The organism is Microbacterium lacus (assembly GCF_039531105.1).
Lineage (GTDB): Bacteria > Actinomycetota > Actinomycetes > Actinomycetales > Microbacteriaceae > Microbacterium > Microbacterium lacus.
On record NZ_BAAAPK010000001.1, the window covers coordinates 1,744,135 to 1,761,620 of the forward strand.

Below are 17,486 nucleotides of genomic sequence, written 5' to 3' on the forward strand. Positions count from 1 at the left end.
CCCCGAGGAGCACCATGGATCACCGCAATCTGACCGACGACGAGCGCGAGCTCGCGCAACTCGTCCGGGCGTTCGCCGACGAGGTCGTCGCCCCGCGCTCGTACGAAGCGGACCGGACGAAGACGCTGCCGCTGGACGTCGTCGCTCAGATGGGCGAGCTCGGCCTGTTCGGGCTGCCGTTCCCGGAGGAGTTCGGCGGGCAGGGCGGCGATTACTTCGCGCTCTGCTTGGCGATCGAAGCGCTCGGCCGGGTCGACCAGTCGATCGCGATCACCCTGGAGGCGGGGGTCAGCCTCGGGGCGATGCCGGTCTTCCGCTTCGGCACCGATGCGCAGAAGGCGGAGCTCCTGCCCGATCTGCTGGCCGGAACCGCTCTCGCCGGGTTCGGACTGACCGAGCCCGAAGCCGGCTCGGACGCCGGCGCGACCCGCACCACGGCGCGGCTCGAGGACGGCGAGTGGGTGATCAACGGCGCGAAGCAGTTCATCACGAACTCCGGAACTGACATCACGCGCTTCGTGACGGTGACCGCCGTCACCGGCGAGCGCGAGGGCCGCAAGGAGATCTCCACGATCATCGTCCCGTCCGGTACAACCGGGTTCACGGTCGAGGCCGCGTACGACAAAGTCGGGTGGCACGCATCCGACACGCATCCGCTCACCTTCCAGGACGCCCGCGTCCCGGAGGCGAATCTGCTGGGCGAGCGGGGACGCGGATTCGCGAATTTCCTGCACATCCTCGACGAGGGACGCATCGCGATCGCGGCGCTGTCCACGGGCGCCGCCGAGGGCTGCCTGGAGGCCGCGCTGGACTATGCCAAGAAGCGCACGGTCTTCGGCGAGGCGCTCTCCACCCGCCAGAGCATCCAGTTCATGATCGCGCGGATGCAGCTGCGCGTGCACAACGCCCGGCTCGCATGGCATCACGCGGCCCGCCTCCGCGACGCGGGGCGCCCGTTCAAGACCGAAGCCGCGATCGCGAAGCTCACCGCGAGCGACGCGGCGATGGACAACGCCCGTGACGCGACCCAGATCTTCGGCGGGAACGGCTTCATGAACGAATACCCCGTGGCCCGCCACTATCGCGACTCGAAGATCCTCGAGATCGGGGAGGGGACGAGCGAAGTGCAGCTCCTGCTGATCGCGCGCGCGCTCGGAGTAGCGTGAGCACCATGACGGAGCGGACGGGGATCGTGCAGCGCGGACTGTATTTCGACGAGTTCGCCGTGGGGGACGTGTACGTGCACCGCCCCGGCCGTACGGCCACCGAGACCGACAACGTCCTGTTCTCCTCGCTCACGATGAACGCCCAGGCCCTGCATCTGGATGCGGCGTACGCGGCGACCCAGCCGTTCGGGCAGCGCCTGATGAATTCGATGTGGACGCTGGCGACCATGGTCGGCGCATCGGTGGGCCAGCTCACGCAGGGCACGCTCGTCGCGCAGCTCGGTCTGTCGGACATCGCGTTCCCGGCCCCGCTGTTCCACGGCGACACGCTCTACACCGAGACCGAGGTCCTCGCGGTCCGCGCGTCGGCCTCCCGACCGGGGCAGGGCATCGTGACACTCCGCCACACCGGACGCAATCAGCATGGCGAGGTCGTCGCGACGGCGACGCGCGTCGCGCTGATGTGGAGAGCGGATGCCGCTCCCGCGGCGCAGGGGGAGACCTCGTGAGCGTCTTCGACCACGGTCCGGCGATCCTGTTCTGTCCGGCCGACCGCCCGGAAAGGTTCGGCAAAGCGCTCGAGCGTGCGGACGCGGTGATCCTCGACCTCGAGGACGCCGTCGCACCGTCGGCGAAGGTCGCCGCGCGCGGCGCACTGATCGAGTCCGAGCTCGACCCGGATCGGGTGATCGTCCGGGTCAACCCGCCGGGCACCGACGCCTTCGTCGCCGACCTCGCGACGCTGTCGCAGACCGACTACCGCACCGTCATGGTCGCGAAGGCGGAGAGCGTGAAGCAGCTCCGCGACATCGACGGGCGGTTCTCGATCATCGCGCTGTGCGAGACAGCGCGTGGCGTCGCCGCGGCGGAGAAGTTCGCCGCGCACGATCAGGTCTCGGGCCTGATGTGGGGTGCGGAGGATCTCGTGGCGAGCCTGGGCGGGACGGGCAGCCGCAAGCCCAACGGTCGCTACCGCGACATCGCCCGCCATGCCCGCGCGCGTGTCCTGCTCGCGGCGGGAGCGCGCGGGAAGGCTGCGATCGATGCGGTGCACCTGGACATCGCCGAGACGAAGCGCCTGAGGATCGAGGCGACCGATGCCGCGGCATCCGGATTCACCGCGACAGCCTGCATCCACCCGAGCCAGGTCGGCATCATCCGCGCGGCGTATCGACCGGATGACGCCGCCGTGGCATGGGCGCGCGGCGTCCTCTCCGCCGCGCGGACCGAGCGCGGTGTGTTCACCTACGAGGGGCGCATGGTGGACGAACCGGTGCTCCGGCACGCCCGCGCCACCCTCGCGCGGTCCGGGGACTGAGCCGGCTCACGCGGTCTGCGCGTACGACACGAGGCGCAGGCGCTCGCGCTCGTAGAGCACCGTGTACGCCGATCCGTTCGGCAGGCGCTCGCCGACCGGCGGGAGTTCGCCGCCCGTGGCGTGGCGCAGCAGTTCGCGGATCATCGCACCGTGCGTGACGACGATGACGGATGCCGCCGCCGGAGCGGTCGCGCGACGTACGTCCCGCACAACCTGATCGAGGGCGCGCAGGCCCCGGCGTCGCAGCTGCGGCCACGGTTCCGCGCCGGGGATCTCGGCGCTGTGCCAGTCGCCCCACCGTCGGATGAACTCCTCGGCCGCCACGCCCTCCGCCTCGCCGTACGAGCGCTCGCGCAGCCCTTGGTAGGCCGGGCCCACTTCGACTCCGATCTCGTCCGCGATGATCTGCGCGGTTTCGCGGGCGCGGGACAGATCGCTGGAGACGACGATCGGCTCTCCAGCCGCTCCGCGCAGCGCCGCACCCGTCTCGCGGGCCTGAGCGCGGCCGGTGTCGTTCAGCGGGATGTCGGTGGCGCCCTGGATCCGCCGGTCGCGGTTCCAGTCCGTTTCGCCGTGTCGGACGAGGATCAGCTGGGTCACCGTTCGAGCCTAGGCGGGTGATCCGGGGAGAACGCCGGACGGTCTCAGCTGAGAGGGGGCAGGGTCTCGGCGAGGGTGTGCAGGACATCGCTCGCACCCGCGTCGATCTTGACCGTGGCCCGACGGTCCGCCCGGGTCTCGCCGCGGTTCACGATCACGATCGGCAGCCGCCGCCGCCGCGCGCGCTCGAGCAGGCGGATGCCGGAGTTGACCACGAGCGAGGAACCGGCGATCAGCAGGGCATCGCTCGTACGGACGAGCTGTTCGGCCTCGCGGAACTTCTCCGCCGGGATGAACTCGCCGAAGAACACGACGTCGGGCTTCAGCATCCCTCCGCACACCGTGCACGCCGGGATCCGGAATCCCGCCGTGCTCTCGGGCAGCACGTCGCCGTCGGGTCCGAGTGCGACGCTCTCGGGCACCGAGATCCAGGGGTTGTCGGTCTCGACGCGCTCGGCGAGGTCGCGGCGGTCGAAGACCTGACCGCAGTGCGTGCAGAAGACCCGGCGCATCGTTCCGTGCAGCTCCACCACCCGTCGACTGCCCGCTCGCACATGCAGACCGTCCACGTTCTGCGTGATGATCCCGGAGGCGATCCCGCGCGATTCGAGGGTCGCAAGGGCTCGGTGGCCGGGGTTGGGGTCGGCGGCCGCGAAAACCCGCCAGCCCAGATGACTGCCCACCCAGTAGCGGCGGCGGGCATCCTCACTGGCCAGGAACTGCTCGACGGTCATCGGGGTGCGCACCGGCGCGCCGCGCCCACGGTAGTCGGGGATGCCGGAATCGGTGGAGACGCCGGCGCCGGTGAGGATCGCTATGCGTCGGCCGGTCAGGGCGTCCACGGCGGCGGCGATCGATGCGGCGGTGGCGGCATCCTGCTCCGGCATGGTCTGCATCCGCTCACCCCCTCGCGTCCGGTCCGTGCTCAGAGTGTAGGCGGCGCGGTTTACCGGCATGTTACGGGCCGTGCGCCGCACCCGGGGATGCGAGAGTGGGGAGGTTCCCCGGCAGGCGATCAGAAGGAGTGCCGTGCAGGTCCATCAGATCGTCGATCCCGCCGACGAGCGCCTCGTCGACTACCGTGACCTGACCGACGTCGCGCTCCGGCGCGTGCTCGAGCCCGCCGGGGGTCTGTACATCGCGGAGTCTGCCAAAGTGATCGCCCGGGCCGTCGCGGCGGGTCACCGTCCGCGGTCCGTCCTGCTGCAGGAGAAGTGGCTGCCCGAGATCGCGGACGTGCTCAGCGGTCTGGACGTGCCGGTGTTCGTCGTCCCGTCCGACGTCGCCGAGGCTCTGACGGGCTACGCGGTGCATCGCGGTGCTCTCGCGGCGATGCACCGGCCCGTGTTGCGTGCGGTCGCGGATGTCCTGGACGGCGCACGCACGGTCGTGATCCTCGATGACATCGTCGACCACACGAACGTCGGCGCGGCCTTTCGCAGCGCCGCCGCGCTGGGGGCGGATGCCGTGCTCATCTCTCCGAGGTGCGCCGATCCGCTCTACCGGCGCAGCGTACGAGTCAGCATGGGGACCGTCTTCCAGGTTCCGTGGACGAGGCTGCCGGAGTGGCGCGAGGCGGGAGGCATCCTCAGCGGCCTGGGATTCCACCTCGCGGCGCTCGCGCTCGACGAGGGTGCGGTGTCGCTGGAGGACTTCGCCGCGTCCCGGCCGGAACGCGTCGCCGTCCTCCTCGGCGCGGAGGGGGACGGGCTGACGCGCCGAGCGCTGGCTGCGGCCGACACGATCGTCACGATTCCGATGGCCGGAGGCGTGGATTCGCTCAATGTCGCCGCGGCCGGCGCCGTCGCGCTCTGGGCGCTGCGGGAGCAGCACCCGTAGGACTCCAGGCGCTGCGGGAGCAGCACCGCTGGGGCTCCAGGCGCTGCGGGGTTCTCAAGCCTCTTCGCCGATTTCGGCCGTCGGGTCCTTCGCGGGCGCGAGCGTCGTGACGGGCAACGGTGCGGGGCGCTTCGCGGTGATCGCGTCACCGGACGATTCGTGGCGCACCCTGCGCAGCACCCACGGGACGAAGTGGGTCCGCGCCCACACGAAGTCCTCCGTGCGCGCGGCACGCCACGTGCGCACCGGGAGCGGGTCGGGCTGCATCGGCTGCAGGTCGTTCGGCACGTTCAGGGCCCGCAGCACCATGCGCGCGACTTCGTGGTGGCCGAGGGAGTTGTAGTGCAGGCGGTCGGGGTCGAAGAAGCGCGGGTCCTGCACTTCCTTCAGCGCCCACTGGTCGGCGACGATGCAGTCGTACCGATCCGCGATCGCGCGGATGTTCTCGTTGTAGATCGCGACCTTTCCGCGGAATCCGCGGAACACGGGTGTGAAGTTCGTGTCGATCCCGGTGAAGACCACGAGGGTCGCGCCGTCCCGCCCCAGTCGCACCACGGCGTCCTCGAACTGGGCCGAGATTTCGTCGGGGTCGGTGCCGGGGCGGATGACGTCGTTGCCGCCGGCGGAGAACGTGATGAGGTCGGGTTTGAGCTCGAGCGCGGCATCCACCTGCCCCGCCACGATCTGGGCGATGAGCTTGCCGCGGACGGCGAGGTTCGCGTACGCGAAGTCATCGACCTGCTGCGAGAGGACTTCGGCCACACGATCGGCCCAGCCGCGGTGCCCGCCCGGCGAGCCGGGTTCGGGGTCTCCGATGCCCTCGGTGAACGAGTCGCCGAGCGCGACGAACCGTCGCCAGGGATGATGGCCGAGATTCGTGATCTCGGGGGTCTGATCGTCGCTTGTGGGCATCGGTCTTCCTCGCTTCGTGATCATCACGAGGCTATCGCGCCCCCACCCCGCCCACCGATCCGAAGATGTCGTGCGGGTCGTCTATCGTGGTCACTCGTCGTGTCGACCGGCGGTCCGGTCCGGGGAGGAGGGTGTTGTGGACGAAGACGCCCTTCTCGAAGCCCCCGGCCCGCACCTGGGCAGCTTCGCCGCCGAGCATCTGTCTCCGTCCTACCCGCAGCGGGCGCCCTGGGGAACGGCGGGGCGCCTCCGGGCGTGGCAGGCGGAGGCACTCGATCTGTACTTCGGACTCGACGGGCCCGACGGGGTGGGCTCGGGCCCGCGGGACTTCCTCGCGGCGGCGACCCCGGGCGCCGGCAAGACCACGTTCGCGCTGCGTCTCGCGACCGAGCTGCTGCGCCGGCGGGTGATCGATCGCATCGTCGTCGTTGCGCCGACGGAGCATCTGAAGACCCAGTGGGCCGACGCCGCGGCGCGCGTGTCGCTGCGACTGGATCCCGTGTTCAGCAATCGCCACGTCGCGCCGGCGCGTCACTATCACGGCATCGCGGTGACGTATGCGCAGGTCGCCGTCAAGGCGTCCGTGCACCAGCGGGTGACGGAGGACGCCCGCACGCTCGTGATCCTCGACGAGGTCCATCACGGCGGTGACGCGCTCAGCTGGGGCGAGGCGCTCCGAGAGGCGTACGGGCGTGCCACGCGCCGGCTCCTGCTGTCGGGGACCCCGTTCCGCAGCGACACGGCTCCCATCCCGTTCGTGGAGTATCTGCCCGACGAGAAGGGCATCCGGCTCTCCCGCACCGACTACAGCTACGGCTACGGGCGCGCGCTCGCCGACGGCGTCGTGCGACCCGTCATGTTCCTCGTCTATGCGGGCCAGATGCGGTGGCGCACCCGGACGGGCGACGAGATGGAGGCGCGGCTCGGGCAGGACAACACGAAGGACATCACCGCGCAGGCGTGGCGGACGGCGCTGGATCCGGAGGGGGAGTGGATCCCCGCGGTGCTCCGCTCGGCGGATCGACGGCTGAGCGAAGTGCGCGAGCAGGTTCCGGATGCCGGTGGGCTCGTGATCGCGACCGATCAGACCGCGGCCCGCGCGTACGCCGCGATCCTCGAGGAGGTCAGCGGAGAGGCGCCCACCGTCGTGCTCTCCGACGAAGCCGAGGCCTCGGGGCGCATCGAGGCGTTCGCGCAGGGTTCGTCCCGCTGGATGGTCGCGGTGCGCATGGTCTCCGAAGGCGTCGACGTCCCGCGCCTTTCGGTGGGCGTGTACGCGACGTCCGCCTCGACGCCGCTGTTCTTCGCGCAGGCGATCGGCCGCTTCGTCCGGGCGCGTCGGCGCGGCGAGACGGCGAGCATCTTCCTTCCGCACGTGCCGCAGCTCCTCGCGCTCGCGGGAGAGATGGAGCGGCAGCGCGACCACGCCCTGGACCGTGACGGCGGCGGCGAGGACGAAGGGGGGCTGGACGAGGACGCGATGGATGCCGCGGAGCGCGAGGAATCGGCATCCGACGCCCTGACGTACGAGTTCACGTACCAGGCGCTCGGCTCCGTCGCGCATTTCGACCGCGTCCTGTACGACGGTCGCGAGTTCGGCGAGCTGGCTGTCCCCGGGACACCCGAGGAGGAGGAGTTCCTCGGGCTGCCCGGACTCCTCGAGCCCGAGCACGTGCACGAGCTTCTGCAGCAGCGCCAGTCGCGCCAGAGCCGGCACCGTCGGGCGCGGGAGGCGCGCGAGGGGGCGGGCCAGACCACGGATCAGCCCGCCCCACCGGCCGCGCTGCATCGCACGCTCAAAGAGCAGAGACAGCTGCTGAACAGCCTCGTCGGGCTGTACGCGCGGCAGAGCGGTGACCCGCACGGCATGGTGCACGCCGAACTGCGCCGCGTCTGCGGCGGGCCGGCCGTCTCGCACGCGACGGTGGCGCAGCTGCAGGCACGCATCGACGTCCTCCGGGCACGCGTCCGGTCCTGATCGGGTTCGGCGGGTGTCCGTTCGGAACCCCGAAATGCTGGCAATCCCCGTCTGGAGGCACGCGCCGGCGCCGCGGCTCATTAGCGTGGAGGGATCCCCGCACCGCAGCCTTTGGAGGCTCTCTTGAGCGCGCCCGCACAACCCACCGCGAGAGATCGTCGCCGGTGGTCGCAATACCTCGTCGACGAGCGCGCCGAGGCGCGCGTGTACCGCGAGCTCGCCGCCCGGAAGGACGGCGAGGAGCGTGAGATCCTCACGGCGCTCGCCGACGCGGAGGGACGTCACGAGGCGCACTGGCTGCGCCTGCTGGGCGGTGAGCCCGAGCGACTGCCCCGCCCCCACACCGGTACGGTGCTCCTCGGCTGGATGGCACGGCGGTTCGGGTCGATCTTCGTCCTCGCTCTCGCGCAGAACGCCGAGGCCCGCTCGCCGTACGACGACGAGCCGTTCGCGACCGCGACGATGGCAGCGGACGAGAAGATCCACCACGAAGTCGTCCGAGGCCTCGCGGCCCGTGGACGCAGGCGCCTGTCCGGCACATTCCGGGCGGCGGTGTTCGGCGCGAACGACGGGCTGGTCTCCAATCTCGCCCTCGTGATGGGCATCGGCGCGACCGGGGTCGCGCCGCAGTTCGTGCTCTTCAGCGGCATCGCGGGTCTGCTCGCCGGAGCGCTGTCGATGGGTGCGGGAGAGTTCGTCTCGGTCCGCTCGCAGCGGGAGCTGCTCGCCGCGACCGAGCCGAACGACTACGCCGACGCGTCGCTCCCGCACCTGGACCTGGACGCGAACGAGCTGGCGCTCGTCTACCGCACTCGCGGCATGTCCGAGGACGAGGCGCTCGCGAGGGCGCGGCTCGTGGTCACCGCCGCACAGGAGGGCACGGCCCCGCACGGCGCGCCGCTGGACCCGCCGAGCGACCACGAGCTCGTCGGGGGCGCCTGGAACGCGGCGATCTCGAGCTTCCTGTTCTTCGCGTCCGGAGCGATCATCCCGGTGCTGCCGTGGATCTTCGGGCTGTCCGGCTTCGCGGCCGTCGCGACCGCCCTCGTGCTCGTGGGCATCGCGCTCATGGCCACGGGAGCCATGGTGGGTCTGCTCTCCGGGGGTCCGCCGCTGCGGCGAGCCCTGCGTCAGCTGGCGATCGGCTTCGGCGCCGCGGCGGTCACGTATGTGCTCGGGTGGATCTTCGGCGTCTCGGTCGGCTGAGCCCCGGCAGGACGGCCGCTGTTTTCAGCCACGGTCGGGAACGTGATAATGTCGATCTTCGGTTGGCGACAACCCACACCCATGCGCGGGTGGCGGAATAGGTAGACGCGCTAGCTTGAGGTGCTAGTGCCCGTATAGGGCGTGGGGGTTCAAGTCCCCCCTCGCGCACAGGTCGGAAGGCCCCCGGAAACGGGGGCCTTCCGCTGTTCCCGCCCTCCTCGGTTCGAGGCTCCCGGCCCGCGCCGGTACATTGGTGCGCATGCCTGCGAACGAAGCCGACCTGCCCGAGGTTGTCCGCATCGCGCGGGATCTGATCCGGTTCGACACCACGAACTGGGGTGGCGGTCGCTCCGAGGGCGAGCGCGAAGCGGCCGAGTACGTCGGCGCCTTCCTCGAGCGCCTCGGCCTGCAGCCGGCGTACTACGAGCCGATCCCGCGCCGCACGAACGTGATGGCGCGCGTGCCGGGACGCGACCCCCACAAGCCCGCCCTCGTGCTGCACGGCCACCTCGACGTCGTCCCGGCGATGGCGGCCGACTGGTCCGTCGACCCGTTCGCCGGCGAGATCCGCGACGGGATGCTGTGGGGTCGGGGCGCCGTGGACATGAAGGACATGGACGCCATGATCCTCGCCTCCGTGGCCACGCTGCTGCGTGCGGGGGAGCAGCCCGAGCGCGACCTCATTCTGGTGTTCTTCGCCGACGAGGAGAACGGCGGCATCGAAGGGTCTCAGCTCGTCGTCGCCGACCGGCCGGAGTGGTTCTCCGGCGCTACGGAGGCGATCAGCGAGGTCGGCGGCTACTCGATCGCGGTGGGGGAGCGGCGCGCCTATCTGCTCCAGGTCGGTGAGAAGGCGCTCGTGTGGCTGCGCCTGCGCGCGCGCGGACGCGCCGGGCACGGCAGTCGCGTCCACCCCGACAACGCCGTCACCCGGCTGGCCGAGGCGGTCGCGGCCCTCGGGCGCACCGAGTGGCCGGTCCGTCTCACCCCGACCACGCAGCGCATGCTCGAGGGCCTCGCGGACCTCGCGGCGAACGGCACGACGGATCCCGACGAACTGGCGCAGAGCACCGGGCCGGCCGAAGGCTTCATCCGCTCGACGCTGCGCACGACGACGAACCCCACCGGCCTGACCGCGGGGTACAAGCACAACGTGATCCCCGACGCCGCCGAAGCACTGATCGACGTGCGCACCCTGCCCGGCCGGGAGGACGAGACGCTCGCCGAAATCCAGCGGATCGTCGGCGAGGACGTCGAGATCGAGATCGTCGTGCGCGACATCGGCCTCGAGGTCCCGTTCGCGGGCACGCTCGTCGACGCGATGGTCGGCGCTCTCGACCGAGCCGACCCGGGTGTGCCCGTCATCCCGTATCTCATGGGCGGCGGCACCGACAACAAGGCTCTCGCGGCCCTCGGCATCGCCGGTTTCGGGTTCGCGCCGCTGCGGCTGCCCGCCGACCTCGACTTCACCGGGATGTTCCACGGTGTCGATGAGCGCGTCCCGCTGGACGCGCTCGAATTCGGTCAGCGCGTGCTGACCGAGCTGCTCCGCACCTACTGACCACCTCGACCGACGGCGCTCGACACAGCACGAAAGGCATCCCCATGCTTATCGAGGCGATCATCCTCGGGCTGGTCCAGGGACTCACCGAGTTCCTGCCCATCTCCTCCAGCGCGCACCTGCGCATCGTCGGCGAGTTCCTCCCCGCCGCGCAGGACCCCGGCGCGGCCTTCACCGCGATCACGCAGATCGGCACCGAAGCGGCCGTCATCCTGTTCTTCTGGCGCGACATCGTCCGGATCATCGGCGCGTGGTTCCGCTCGCTCGTGCGTCGTGTGCCCGCGAGCGACCCGGATGCGCGCATGGGCTGGCTCATCATCGTCGGCACGATCCCGATCGTCGTCCTCGGCCTGCTTTTCCAGGATCAGATCGAGACGACGTTCCGCTCGCTGTGGCTCATCGCCGGCATGCTGATCTTCTTCGGCGTGCTGCTCGGAATCGCCGACCACGTCGGTGCGAAGAAGCGCGAACTGAAGGACCTCACCGTCCCGCACGGCATCATCTACGGCTTCGCGCAGGCACTCGCCCTCATTCCCGGCGTCTCACGTTCCGGAGGGACGATCACGGCCGGTCTGTTCATGGGCTATGAGCGCGCCGCGGCCGCGAGGTACGCCTTCCTGCTGGCGATCCCGGCCGTCTTCGGCAGCGGCTTCTACCAGCTGGCGAAGAGCTGGAACGAGCCCGGGGTGTTCACTCTCGGCGAGACGGCCGTCGCCACCGTCGTGGCGTTCGTCGTGGCGCTCGGGGTGATCGCGTTCTTCATGAAGTGGATCTCGAAGCACAGCTTCCTGCCGTTCGTGATCTACCGCGTCGCGCTCGGCTCGCTGCTGCTCGTCCTGCTCAGCCTGGGCGTGATCCAGGCCTACTGAGTCACCGGCGCGGATCGTCGCGTCCGGGCTTGCCCGAACCGGGGTCTCCGCCGCGGCGGAGGTAGCGTTCGAACTCCTGAGCGATCGCATCGCCGGAGGCCTCCGGCGAGTCCCACGTGTCGCGGGTGCGCTCGAGCTGGCGGATGTATTCGGTCATCTCCTCGTCGTCCGCGGCGGCCGCGTCGATCGAGGCCTCCCATGCCGCTGCATCCGTCGAGAGGTCCCCACGCGCGACCGGTGACCCGGTGATGTCCTCGAGCCGGTCCAGCAGCGCGAGGGTCGCCTTCGGCGACGGCGTGTGCCCGGCGACGTAGTGCGGCACGCTCGCCCAAAGACTCGCGGCGGGGATGCCGGCCGCGTCGGCCGCGTGCGCGAGGACGCTCAGAATCCCGACCGGCCCCTCGTACGTGCTGCGCTCGAGCTCGAGGGCGGATCTGATCTGCTCGCTGTCGCTTCCGGCGAAGACGGAGATCGGCCGCGTGTGGGGCACGTCGGACATCATCGATCCGAGGGCGACGAACCCCGTGATGTCCTCGCGCAGGGCGACGTCGACGAACTCGGAGGCGAACGCCTGCCACGCGCGGGCCGGCTCGACGCCCGTCAACAGCCACAACTGCGTGTCCCGCGACGCGGTGACGGGCCGCAGAAGAGTCGCCTCCGGCCAGCTCAGGATGCGCTTGCCGTCCGCGTCGACGGAGACCTGAGGGCGGGTGTACTGGTAGTCGAAGTAGAGCTCGGGGTCGACCGAGAACACCGGCTCGTACTCTCCGGTGGCCCGCAGGTGCGCGATCGCGGCGGACGCGGCTTCGCCGGCGTCGTTCCACCCGTCGAACGCGGCGACGAGCACCTTCCGTCCCAGTCCGTCCACACGACCTCCTCCACCCGCACCGCGGCGTGACGTCCGAACGGGTGCCTCCAGGATAGGCGTCGGAGGCCCGGATGGCCCCGACTACCATGGTCAAGTGAGTGCGAGCACCCTTGCGGCGGTCCTGTGGGACATGGACGGCACGCTGGTCGACACCGAGCCCTACTGGATGAGCGCGGAGACGGCGCTGGTCGAGCGCTTCGGAGGGACGTGGTCCCACGAGCAGGCGCTGCGACTCGTGGGTCTCGGGCTCGAGGACTCGGCCCGGATCTTCCAGGACTCGGGTGTGCGCATGGGCATCCACGACATCGTCGATCACCTCACCGATGACGTGATGGGGCAGCTCGCGACGCGTGGCGTGCCGTTCCGCCCCGGCGCGCGCGAGCTCCTGGCCAGCCTGCGTGAGGCCGGCATCCCGACCGCGCTCGTCACGATGTCGCTGTCCCGCATGGCGCGCACCGTCGTCGACCTCATGGACTTCGAGGCGTTCGACGTCGTGATCGCGGGGGATGACTCTACGCGTCCCAAGCCGTTTCCCGATCCCTACCTGCAGGCGTGCGCCGTGCTCGGCGTCGAGCCTGCATCGTGCGTCGCGATCGAGGACTCGCCCAACGGGCTGCGCTCCGCCGTCGCGGCGGGCACGGCCGCGATCGGGGTTCCGCACATGGTCTCGATCGCCGGCGCCGGAGCGCACACGGTCTGGCCCACGCTCGCCGGCCGCACGGCCGACGACGTCGCGCGCTTCCATTCCGCACACCTGAGCTCCGGTCACCGCGGCCGGACCGGAGGAGAGAGAACATGACGCCTGAGCGTCCCAGCGGCCCGTTCCGGGTCGGCGACCGCGTCCAGCTGACGGGTCCGAAGAACCGCATGCACACGATCACCCTCCGCGAAGACGGAGAGCTGCACACGCACCACGGCGTGCTGCGTCACACGGCCCTGATCGGGCAGCCCGACGGTTCGGTCGTCACGAACAGCGGGGGTCACGAGTACCTCGCGCTGCGACCCCTGCTGCGCGACTTCGTGATGTCGATGCCGCGCGGTGCGGCGATCGTCTACCCGAAGGATGCCGCGCAGATCGTCGCGCAGGCCGACGTGTTCCCGGGCAGCGTCGTCGTGGAGGCGGGTGTCGGGTCGGGCGCGCTGGCGCTGTCGCTCCTGCGCGCCGTCGGCGAGAACGGTCGACTGGTCTCTTTCGAGCGGCGCGAGGAGTTCGCGGACGTGGCGCGCGCGAACGTGGAGACCTTCGTCGGCCATGTCCCGCACAACTGGGAGGTCGTGGTGGGCGACCTGGTCGCCGAGCTTCCGACGGCCGTCGCCCCGGCATCCGTCGACCGCGTCGTGCTGGACATGCTCGCGCCGTGGGAGTGCATCGACGTCGTCGCCGACGCGCTTCAGCCCGGCGGTGTCGTGCTCTGCTACGTCGCGACCGCCACGCAGCTCAGTCGGGTCGCCGAGTACATCCGCGGGACGGGACTGTTCACCGAACCCGACGCCAACGAGACCATGGTGCGGGGCTGGCACGTGGAGGGTCTCGCGGTGCGTCCGGATCACCGGATGGTCGCGCACACGGGCTTCCTCATCTGGGCGCGGAGGCTGGCCCCGGGGGCGGTGGCGCCGGAGCAGAAGAGGCGTGCCTCGAAGTCCAGCTACGGCGACGAGGACGTCGAGCTGTGGACGCCGGGGGCCGTGGGGGACCGTCAGATCACGGACAAGAACCTCCGCAAGCGTGTGCGGGAGGCCGAGCGTGCCGCGGAGGGTGCCAGGCTCGCCGCGCAAGGGCCCGCGGAGGATGGCATTTAGACTGTTCCGGTGCGCAAGATCTCTGCTTCTGTCGCCGTCCTCGGACTCCTCTCCGTCGGACTCGTCGGCTGCTCGCTGCCCGGCTCGACGGACTGCGATCGGCCCGATGCGTCTGCCCTGACCGGCGTCACCGTGTCCGGGACGACCGGTCAGGCGCCGGACGTGGAGGTCTACACGCCCTTCCGGGTGAGCGAGCCCGCATTCGAGGACGTCGAGATGGGGACGGGCACCCCGATCACGGACGACAGCCAGCTGATCTCGATGGACATCAGCATCTTCAGCGGCGCGACCGGCGAGAACCTCGTCAAGACGAACTACGACGGCGATCTCTCGCGCGTATCGCCCGTCGCGCGCTGGTACGAGGTCATCCCGGGCTTCGAGGACGTCCTGACGTGCGCGACGGAAGGATCGCGCATCGTTGTCGCCCTGCCGCCCGGGAGCGTCGAGGAGTCCACCGCGGCGAGTCTCGAACTCGGCGACGACGACTCCGCGATCGCCGTGATCGACCTGGGCAAGGTCTACCTCCCGCACGCCGAGGGCACCCCGCAGTTCAACGTCGGCAACGGCCTGCCCACGGTCGTGCGCGCACCTGACGGCCGGCCCGGCGTGATCATCCCGGATGCCGCACCGCCGAGCGACCTCGTCGTCCAGACCCTGATCAAGGGCGCCGGCGAGAAGGTCACCGGAGACGCCCCCGTCCGCGTGCACTACACGGGCCTGACGTGGGCGGACCGCAACGTGTTCGAGACGACGTGGGACGCGGACCCGAAGTCGATCGACCTCGACACGATGATCCCGGGCTTCTCCGAGGCGATCGTCGGCCAGACGGTCGGTTCGCAGGTCATGATCGTGATCCCTCCCGATCAGGCCTACGGCGACCAGGCGCAAGGACCGATCCCCGCGGACTCCACGCTCGTGTTCGTCGTGGACATCCTCGGAATCGATCAGCCCGCGCAGGGCTGAGCCCACTCCGCGCCGCGCCGAAAGGGAGGGGCCGGCATCCCTCGACGGTTTCGAAGAAACGCCTAGGATGAAGCTCGTGCCTGCGAACGCTTCTGCGAAGAACCCGCCCGAGGAGCGGCTGGTGAACCTCGTGGTCGCACTCGTGGCCACCGAGCAGGGGCTCACGAAAGACACGATCCTTCGATCGGTCTCCGGCTATCGGGAGCAGTCCGACGCGGGTGCGTCCAAGGACGCGCTCGAGAAGATGTTCGAGCGCGACAAGGAGAACCTGCGTCGCCTCGGCGTGCCGATCGAGACGATCGGAGATTGGGCCGATCCCGACGATCTGCGCGAGGCGCGCTACCGCATCCCCACGGCCGAGTACGAACTGCCCGAGGACATCGCCTTCACCCCCGCAGAGCTCGCGCTGCTCAATCTCGCCGGGGGAGTGTGGAGCGAGGGCTCGATGTCGGCGGACGCGCGCAGCGGGCTGCGCAAGATCCGCGCGCTCGGCATCTCGGTCGACGAACCGATCATCGGATACTCGCCGCGCATCAGCCTTCGCGAGCCGGCCTTCGCGCCCCTGCAGCAGGCGATCGAGTCCGGTCGGATCGTGACGTTCTCCTACCTGAAGCCCGGGGAGGATGCGCCGCGCACGCGCCGCGTGCAGCCGCTCGCGCTGGTGGAGTACGAGGGCCGCTGGCACGTCTTCGGCAACGATCTGGGTGTCGGTGCGGAGCGGACGTTCCTGCTCACGCGCATCGTGGACGGCGTCACGATCACCCGCGAGACCTTCGATCCCGCCCTGCGTGACGGGGCCGGCGATCGCGCCCTCGCGGGTCTGGCCGAGGTCGCAGCCCGCAACATCGCCCTGCTGGAGGTGAATCCCGGAACCGAGGCGGCGCTGCGCCTGAGCCGACGGGCCGAGACCGCCGAGCAGGGCATCCGCGTACCGTACGTCGACGCGCATGTGTTCGCGGACGAGCTCGCCTCCTACGGTCCCGAGGTGCGTGTGGTCGGGCCCGACGACCTGCGTGACCAGGTGATCGCGCGGCTGCGCGCGACGCGCGACCTGCACGAGGGGGCAGCGTGAGCGCGCGGAAGCCGTTGGTGGCCACCGACCGCGCCGCCCTCATGCTGCAGCTCGTGCCGTACCTGATCGGCAAGGGCGAGGTGTCGATCGCCGAGGCCGCAGACGAATTCGACGTCACCGCGGACCAGATGCGCGCGATGGTGGAGAGCCTGACCGTCATCGGACTGCCGGGGGAGGCGGGCTACTGGCAGATGGCGAACGATCTGTTCGACATCGACTGGGACCTGCTGGATCAGCGGGACATCATCGTGATCACGAATTCCGTCGCTCTGGAGCGGGCACCCCGCCTCACCGCGCGGGAAGCGGCAGCGCTTCTGACCGGACTCCAGCTGGCCAGGGCGATCCCCGGCGTCGGCGACACTGAGCTGTACGCGGGGCTCATGGCCAAACTCGCCCGCGGCGCCTCCAGCGCACCCGCCGACGTCATCCTCGCCCCCGGGCCGGTGGACGCCGTCCGTGACGCGGTCGCGGCTGCCCTCACGCAGGGCGTCGCGGTGTCGTTCACCTACAAGGCTCCGGACGCGGCTCCGACCCCGCGCACGGTCGACCCGGTCAAGGTGCTGATCGCGACCGGAGAGTGGTACCTGCAGGGCTGGTGCCACCTGCGTCAGGCGATGCGCACGTTCCACCTCGATCGGGTGAGCGAGCTCAGCCTGACGGACATCCCCATCACCCACGGGCAGGATGCCGTGCCGGACTGGTTCGAGACGGGAACGGGTGACATTCTCGCCCGTATCCGCTTCCCCTCCTCCCTCGCCCCACTGCTCGGGGAGTACCTCGACCGCGCGCAGGTGGAGGTGCACGGCGACACGTCGATCGCGACGATGCGCATCGCCGACGAGAACAGCCTGCGCCGCCTCGCGGCTCGCCGGGCGGGTGCGCTGGAGATCCTCGAACCGGAGGCGGCACGCAGCGCGGCGGCCGAGTGGGCCGACGCGGGTCTTGTGCAGTACCGTTGAGGTGACTTGACGATCGCGGGCCGGGCGGCTATGTCGCCGTTCGCGGGATACACTTGACGGACGAACCCGGAAGGACCCGACATGTTCCAAGGTCTCACAGGATGGCATTTCCTGATCATCCTCGCGGTCATCCTCCTGCTGTTCGGCGCCGCGAAGCTCCCTGCGCTCGCCAAGAGCATGGGCCAGTCGGCTCGCGTCTTCAAGGGCGAGATGAAGGCCATGAAGGAAGAGGACTCGACCGAGGGCAAGACGGACTCGGTGGTGGCACCCGCGAGCGAGGCATCGGTCACTCAGACCAGCGCCGACGCGAGCAGGGCCCCCGACACCAAGTCCTGACGCGCGCGTGGCCACAGCAGAGTCGCCACGCGTCGCCGA

General features: G+C 70.4%; 18 protein-coding genes and 1 tRNA gene. 15 read left to right on the plus strand and 4 right to left on the minus strand.

The window, feature by feature from the left end:
• Positions 1-14 precede the first annotated feature (14 nt).
• The 3 genes from ABD197_RS08240 to ABD197_RS08250 are packed head-to-tail and all read left to right on the plus strand — an operon-like array spanning position 15 to position 2,484.
• The gene (locus tag ABD197_RS08240; RefSeq protein ID WP_344053426.1) at positions 15-1,166 is read left to right on the plus strand and encodes an acyl-CoA dehydrogenase family protein; all 1,152 of its coding nucleotides are present in this window, start codon (positions 15-17) and stop codon (positions 1,164-1,166) included.
• Between the two features lie 5 nt (positions 1,167-1,171).
• Positions 1,172-1,675 (plus strand): MaoC family dehydratase, encoded by a 504-nt coding sequence (locus ABD197_RS08245; protein ID WP_344053429.1) that lies wholly within the window; start codon positions 1,172-1,174, stop codon positions 1,673-1,675.
• Positions 1,672-2,484 (plus strand): HpcH/HpaI aldolase/citrate lyase family protein, encoded by an 813-nt coding sequence (locus ABD197_RS08250; protein ID WP_344053431.1) that lies wholly within the window; start codon positions 1,672-1,674, stop codon positions 2,482-2,484. The genes ABD197_RS08245 and ABD197_RS08250 overlap by 4 nt, the downstream gene beginning before the upstream one ends.
• Positions 2,485-2,490: 6 nt before the next feature.
• Here ABD197_RS08250 and ABD197_RS08255 read toward each other — a convergent pair whose 3' ends face one another.
• Positions 2,491-3,084: a histidine phosphatase family protein gene (locus ABD197_RS08255; RefSeq protein WP_344053432.1), complete on the minus strand. Its 594-nt coding sequence runs from the start codon at positions 3,082-3,084 to the stop codon at positions 2,491-2,493.
• Positions 3,085-3,128: 44 nt separating this feature from the next.
• The gene (locus ABD197_RS08260) at positions 3,129-3,980 is read right to left on the minus strand and encodes a Sir2 family NAD-dependent protein deacetylase (RefSeq protein WP_344053434.1); all 852 of its coding nucleotides are present in this window, start codon (positions 3,978-3,980) and stop codon (positions 3,129-3,131) included.
• Positions 3,981-4,113: 133 nt separating this feature from the next.
• Between ABD197_RS08260 and ABD197_RS08265 the strand changes: the two genes are divergently transcribed.
• Positions 4,114-4,923, plus strand: a complete 810-nt coding sequence (locus tag ABD197_RS08265) for a TrmH family RNA methyltransferase (protein WP_344053436.1) — start codon at positions 4,114-4,116, stop codon at positions 4,921-4,923.
• Between the two features lie 54 nt (positions 4,924-4,977).
• Here the strand turns inward: ABD197_RS08265 and ABD197_RS08270 are convergent, their stop codons facing one another.
• Positions 4,978-5,835: an SGNH/GDSL hydrolase family protein gene (locus ABD197_RS08270; protein WP_344053438.1), complete on the minus strand. Its 858-nt coding sequence runs from the start codon at positions 5,833-5,835 to the stop codon at positions 4,978-4,980.
• A 136-nt stretch (positions 5,836-5,971) separates the two neighbouring features.
• Here ABD197_RS08270 and ABD197_RS08275 point away from each other — a divergent pair, with 136 nt between their 5' ends.
• From ABD197_RS08275 to ABD197_RS08295, 5 genes are all read left to right on the plus strand, one after another.
• Positions 5,972-7,813 carry a DEAD/DEAH box helicase gene (locus tag ABD197_RS08275; RefSeq protein ID WP_344053440.1) on the plus strand — a complete coding sequence of 614 codons (1,842 nt, stop codon included), beginning with the start codon at positions 5,972-5,974 and terminating at the stop codon, positions 7,811-7,813.
• A gap of 123 nt (positions 7,814-7,936) precedes the next feature.
• Positions 7,937-9,019, plus strand: coding sequence for a VIT1/CCC1 transporter family protein (locus tag ABD197_RS08280; protein ID WP_344053442.1), 1,083 nt, complete (start codon positions 7,937-7,939; stop codon positions 9,017-9,019).
• Between the two features lie 83 nt (positions 9,020-9,102).
• Positions 9,103-9,187, plus strand: a tRNA-Leu gene (locus ABD197_RS08285).
• Between the two features lie 91 nt (positions 9,188-9,278).
• A complete protein-coding gene (locus tag ABD197_RS08290) occupies positions 9,279-10,580 on the plus strand; it encodes a M20/M25/M40 family metallo-hydrolase (protein WP_344053444.1) in 1,302 nt (433 codons plus the stop codon).
• A gap of 44 nt (positions 10,581-10,624) precedes the next feature.
• Positions 10,625-11,449 carry an undecaprenyl-diphosphate phosphatase gene (locus ABD197_RS08295; protein ID WP_344053446.1) on the plus strand — a complete coding sequence of 275 codons (825 nt, stop codon included), beginning with the start codon at positions 10,625-10,627 and terminating at the stop codon, positions 11,447-11,449.
• A gap of 1 nt (position 11,450) precedes the next feature.
• On the opposite strand, the gene ABD197_RS08300 is transcribed toward ABD197_RS08295, so the two are convergent.
• Positions 11,451-12,317 (minus strand): PAC2 family protein, encoded by an 867-nt coding sequence (locus ABD197_RS08300; protein ID WP_344053448.1) that lies wholly within the window; start codon positions 12,315-12,317, stop codon positions 11,451-11,453.
• Between the two features lie 94 nt (positions 12,318-12,411).
• Here ABD197_RS08300 and ABD197_RS08305 point away from each other — a divergent pair, with 94 nt between their 5' ends.
• From ABD197_RS08305 to tatA, 6 genes are all read left to right on the plus strand, one after another.
• Positions 12,412-13,116, plus strand: coding sequence for an HAD family hydrolase (locus tag ABD197_RS08305; RefSeq protein ID WP_344053450.1), 705 nt, complete (start codon positions 12,412-12,414; stop codon positions 13,114-13,116).
• Positions 13,113-14,117, plus strand: coding sequence for a tRNA (adenine-N1)-methyltransferase (locus ABD197_RS08310; RefSeq protein WP_344053451.1), 1,005 nt, complete (start codon positions 13,113-13,115; stop codon positions 14,115-14,117). Before ABD197_RS08305 ends, ABD197_RS08310 begins: the two co-directional genes overlap by 4 nt.
• A gap of 9 nt (positions 14,118-14,126) precedes the next feature.
• Positions 14,127-15,080, plus strand: a complete 954-nt coding sequence (locus ABD197_RS08315) for an FKBP-type peptidyl-prolyl cis-trans isomerase (protein WP_344053453.1) — start codon at positions 14,127-14,129, stop codon at positions 15,078-15,080.
• 67 nt (positions 15,081-15,147) lie between these two features.
• Positions 15,148-16,152 carry a helix-turn-helix transcriptional regulator gene (locus ABD197_RS08320; RefSeq protein ID WP_344053455.1) on the plus strand — a complete coding sequence of 335 codons (1,005 nt, stop codon included), beginning with the start codon at positions 15,148-15,150 and terminating at the stop codon, positions 16,150-16,152.
• Positions 16,149-17,111: a helix-turn-helix transcriptional regulator gene (locus ABD197_RS08325; protein ID WP_344053457.1), complete on the plus strand. Its 963-nt coding sequence runs from the start codon at positions 16,149-16,151 to the stop codon at positions 17,109-17,111. Before ABD197_RS08320 ends, ABD197_RS08325 begins: the two co-directional genes overlap by 4 nt.
• Before the next feature lie 81 nt (positions 17,112-17,192).
• A complete protein-coding gene (gene tatA, locus ABD197_RS08330) occupies positions 17,193-17,447 on the plus strand; it encodes a twin-arginine translocase TatA/TatE family subunit (RefSeq protein WP_344053459.1) in 255 nt (84 codons plus the stop codon).
• Positions 17,448-17,486: the final 39 nt, after the last annotated feature.